The sequence below is a fragment of the Streptomyces otsuchiensis genome (assembly GCF_004305975.1).
In the GTDB taxonomy this organism is placed as follows: Bacteria; Actinomycetota; Actinomycetes; order Streptomycetales; family Streptomycetaceae; genus Streptomyces; species Streptomyces otsuchiensis.
In genome coordinates, this window is record NZ_BHZI01000388.1 from 1 (window position 1) to 4,315 (window position 4,315).

Consider the following 4,315-nt stretch of genomic DNA (forward strand, 5'->3'; position numbering starts at 1 on the left):
GTTCGGTGCGGACGGACACCGGGTCGTGGAAGGCCATCAGCCACAGCCGGGTGGCGTAGGCGGCGGTCAGCACGGCGGTGAGCAGAGCGGCGGCCAGCACCAGCCAGGCTCCGGCGGCGGGGACGCCGGGCGGGGCGGCGGCCGGGTCGAGCGCGGCGCGTTCGGCGGCGTGCAGCACCGCCTCCTTGGAGAAGAACCCGGAGAACGGCGGGACGGCGGCCAGGGCGAGCAGGCCGATCGTCATCGCCCAGAAGGCGTCGGGGGCCTGGCTTTTGAGGCCCCGCAGCCGGGACATGACGGCGAGCGACCCGGTGCCCGCGGTGTGGATGAGCACCCCGGCGGCGAGGAAGAGCAGCGCCTTGAACGCGCCGTGGGTGAGCAGGTGGAAGACGGCGGCCTCGCGGCTGCCGACGGCCAGCGCGCCTGCCATCAGGCCGAGTTGGCCGATGGTGGAGTACGCCAGCACCCGTTTGAGGTCGTCCTGGGCCAGTGCGGCGAGCGCCGCGCCGACGGCGGTGAGCGCCGCCGTGACCGCCAGGACGAGCAGCGCGGCCGAGGAGGCGGTGAAGACCGGCAGCAGCCGGGCGACGAAGTAGACCCCGGCCGCGACCATCGTCGCGGCGTGGATCAGGGCGGATACGGGCGTGGGGCCGGCCATCGCGTCGGGCAGCCAGCCGTGCAGCGGGACCTGCGCCGACTTTCCGGCGACACCGGCGAGCAGCAGCAGCGCCACCAGAGTGGGCTGTGCGAGCTGGAAGTCGGCGAGGGAGGAGGTCAGTCCGTTGACGATGCGGCTGATCCGGAAGGTCCCGGCCTCGGTGGCGAGGACCAGGATGCCGATCAGGAACGGCACATCGCCGAGCTTGGTGATCAGGAACGCTTTGATCGACGCGGCGCGGGCGGCCTTCCTCTCCCAGTAGTGGCCGACGAGGAAGTACGAGCAGATGCCCATGACCTCCCAGCCGACGAGCAGCACGACCAGGTCGTCGGTGTAGACCACCAGCAGCATCGCGGCGGTGAACAGCGAGACCAGCGCGGCGTAGGAGGCGTAGCGGGGGTCGTCGCGCAGGTAACCGGTGGAGTACAGCTGTACGGCGGTGGCGACGACACCGACGAGCGCGGCGACCAGCACGGCGAACCCGTCGAGCTGCAGGGCGAGTTCGATCGGGAGCGCCGCGTCGCCGGTCGGGGTGAGGACGGTGGCGGCGCCGATCGGGTCACCGCCGCCCTGCCGGACGGCGACCAGCACGGCGAGCCCGGCGGCGGCGAGCGTCGGCAGGACGGCGAGCGGCCGGACGAAGCCGGGCGCGGTGCGCCCGCACAGGAGTATCAGCGCGGCGGCGACGAAGGGCAGCAGCGGGACCAGGGCCGCCGCGGTGACGGTGTTCACGGGGTGGTCTCCTGTCCGGGCGCGACCGGGGCGGCGGCGCCGTCCGGCGCTTGGCCGTCCGGCACTTCAGCTGACGACGGGTCGCTGTCCAGGTGCGGTGGGCCGCCGTCGAGGTGCGGCGGGCCGCCGTCGGCGGTCTCGCGCAGGGCGCGGAGCCGGTCGACCGCGACGGTGCCGCGCCGCCGGTAGACCAGCAGCACGATGGCCAGTCCGATGCCGATCTCGGCGGCGGCCAGCGCGATCAGGAACAGGGTGAACACCTGGCCCGAGTGCAGGGCGTCGCGCGTCCAGACGTCGAAGGCGACGAGGTTGAGGCTGACGGCGGCGAGCATCAGCTCCACGGACATCAGCATCAGCACGGCGTTGCGCCGGGCCAGTACGCCGTACAGGCCGACGCAGAACAGCAGCACGGCCAGGACCGCGGGGTAGACGAGGTGCATCAGCGCTCTCCCTCGGCGTCCTTCGACCGCCCGGCGGACGGGGCTGAGGAATCGGCCCGGCCGGTACGGGAGATGACGATCGCGCCGACCAGCGCGGCCAGCAGCAGCACCGACAGCGCCTCGAAGGGCAGCACCCAGTAGCGGAACAGGCTCTCGCCCAGCGCGTCCGATCTGCCGTGCGGCACGTCGAGTTCGATCCAGGTGGTCCGGAACGCGTCGACGACCAGCGTCACCAGGGTGACGGCGGCGGCCAGCGCCACCACCAGCGCGACGGGCCGGTTCCGGGAGTCGGCGTCCGGTGAACGGCCGATCGGCGCCCGGGTGAGCATCAGCCCGAACAGCAGCAGCACCACGACCGAGCCGAGGTAGATCAGTACCTGCACCCAGGCGATGAACTCGGCGGTCAGCAGCAGGTACTGGACGGCCAGCCCGCCGAGCGCCACCACCAGGTAGAGCGCGGCGTGGACGAGTTGGCGGCTGGTGACGCACAGGACGGCGGCGCCGAGCACCACCACCCCGACCAGGACGAAGACGATCTCCACGCCGGAGGGTGAGAGGAACTCCCGTCCGGCGGCGTCGGCGAGGGTCGCGGTGGCGAAGGCGGGGCTGGTGGGGCTCACCGGTCCCCCTGCTCTCCGCCGTCACCGGAGGCTTCGGATCCTGCATCGGCCCCTGCATCGGCTGCGGCTTCGGCGCGGGCGGCGGCCTCGGCCTTCTCGGCGGCCTTGCGGGCGGCGGCGATCTCCTTGGGCTCCTCGGCGGCCTCGTCCAGCGGCGGCGGTTCGGGCACCGTCCACATCCACTCGCGGAGTTTCTCCCGCTCGTGGGTCAGCTCCCGGATGTCGGTCTCCGCGTACTCGAACTCCGGTGACCAGAACAGCGCGTCGAACGGGCAGACCTCGATGCAGATACCGCAGTACATGCAGAGCGAGAAGTCGATGGCGAAGCGGTCGAGGACGTTGCGGCTGCGTTCGCGCCCGCCGGGCGCGGCCGGTGGCACCGTCTCCTTGTGGGAGTCGATGTAGATGCACCAGTCGGGGCACTCGCGGGCGCACAGCATGCAGACCGTGCAGTTCTCCTCGAAGAGCCCGATGACGCCCCGGCTGCGCGGCGGCAGCGACGGCATCGTCTCGGGGTACTGCTGGGTGACCGCGCGGCGGGTCATCGCGCGGAACGTGACGGCCAGCCCTTTCGCCAGCCCGGAGCCGAAGCTCAAGAGATCACCACCTTGACGACACCGGTCAGCGCGATCTGCGCCAGGGCGAGCGGAACGAGAACGGTCCAGGCGAACTTCTGGATCTGGTCGACGCGGAGTCTGGGCCAGGCGACGCGCGCCCAGATCACCAGGAAGCACAGCACGCCGGTCTTGAGCAGCATCCAGAACCAGCCCAGCTGGTCGGGGAACGGCCCGTGCCAGCCGCCGAGGAACAGCACGGCGGTCAGCGCGGAGACGACGACGATCCCGGCGTACTCCGCGAGCAGGAACAGGGCGAACCGCAGCCCGGAGTACTCGGTGAAGGCGCCGAAGATGATCTCCTCCGGTGCGATCGGCGCGTCGAACGGCGGCCGGTGCAGCTCGGCGATGCCCGCGGTGAAGAAGACGAAGGCCCCGATCAGCTGCCAGGGCACCCACCACCACGCGAAGGCGTCGAGGATGCCCGGGAGGCTGAGGGTGCCCGCCGCCATGACCACCGAGGCGGCGGCGAGGATCAGCGGCAGCTCGTAGGCCATCAGCTGGGCGGCGGTGCGCATCCCGCCCAGCATCGAGTACTTGTTGGCGCTCGCCCAGCCGCCCATCAGCTGGCCGAGGACCCCGATACCGAGGACGGCCAGGACGAAGAAGACACCGGCGTCGATGACCTGGCCGACCATGCCGCCCGGGCCGAGCGGGATCGCGATCAGGACCACGAGGTAGGGGATCAGGGCGACGGCCGGGGCGAGTTGGAAGATCCGCCGGTCGGCCCCGGCCGGGACGGTGTCCTCCTTCTGCACGAACTTGACCCCGTCGGCGACCAGTTGGGCCCAGCCGTGGAATCCGCCGGCGTGCATGGGGCCGAGCCGCCCCTGCATGTGTGCCATCACCTTGTGCTCGGCCTGGCCGACGAGGAGCGGCAGGGTCAGGAAGGCCAGCAGGACCGCGCCGATGCGCAGCGTGACGTCCAGTGCGTCCATCAGCCGTCCTCCCCGTCGCGGCCGGTGGTGTCGTCGTTCCCGGTCTCGCGCTCCGGCCCGGCCTCGCGCTCCGGCCCGGCGTCGTGCTCCGGGCGCTGTCGCTTCTCGTCCGCGTCGTCGGGCGGGGCGGTGGCGGGCCGGGGGTCGTGCCAGGGCGCGTCGGTGCTGCGGCGGCCCGGTGCGTCGGCCGCCGCGTCACTCGGCGGCGGCGTGGCGGTGCCGGAGGCACGCTGACTGGCGGAGCCGTCACCGGCGCTCCGGGACCGGCGCGGACGGCGGGGCCGGGCGGGGGCGCCCTCGTCCGGCGCCGCCC

5 protein-coding genes and 1 pseudogene are annotated in these 4,315 nt (G+C 72.7%); all 6 read right to left on the bottom strand.

Features of this window, described 5'->3' with window-relative positions; genetic code table 11:
* On the bottom strand, positions 1-1,390 hold a 1,390-nt coding region (locus E0D90_RS24045; protein ID WP_130800062.1), incomplete at its 3' end, for an NADH-quinone oxidoreductase subunit 5 family protein.
* On the bottom strand, positions 1,387-1,830 hold the full coding sequence (gene nuoK / locus E0D90_RS24050) for an NADH-quinone oxidoreductase subunit NuoK (RefSeq protein ID WP_130800063.1): 444 nt from the start codon (positions 1,828-1,830) through the stop codon (positions 1,387-1,389). The genes nuoK and E0D90_RS24045, both read right to left, overlap by 4 nt.
* The gene (locus tag E0D90_RS24055) at positions 1,830-2,450 is read right to left on the bottom strand and encodes an NADH-quinone oxidoreductase subunit J family protein (protein ID WP_130800064.1); all 621 of its coding nucleotides are present in this window, start codon (positions 2,448-2,450) and stop codon (positions 1,830-1,832) included. Before E0D90_RS24055 ends, nuoK begins: the two co-directional genes overlap by 1 nt.
* Complete coding sequence (locus tag E0D90_RS24060; RefSeq protein WP_130800065.1) at positions 2,447-2,995, bottom strand: 4Fe-4S binding protein; 549 nt, start codon at positions 2,993-2,995, stop codon at positions 2,447-2,449. The genes E0D90_RS24055 and E0D90_RS24060 overlap by 4 nt, the downstream gene beginning before the upstream one ends.
* 47 nt (positions 2,996-3,042) lie before the next feature.
* Positions 3,043-4,002: a complex I subunit 1/NuoH family protein gene (locus tag E0D90_RS24065; RefSeq protein WP_103500800.1), complete on the bottom strand. Its 960-nt coding sequence runs from the start codon at positions 4,000-4,002 to the stop codon at positions 3,043-3,045.
* Positions 4,002-4,315: pseudogene (locus E0D90_RS24070) on the bottom strand (NADH-quinone oxidoreductase subunit C); the annotation flags it as partial. The pseudogene E0D90_RS24070 and the gene E0D90_RS24065, both read right to left, overlap by 1 nt.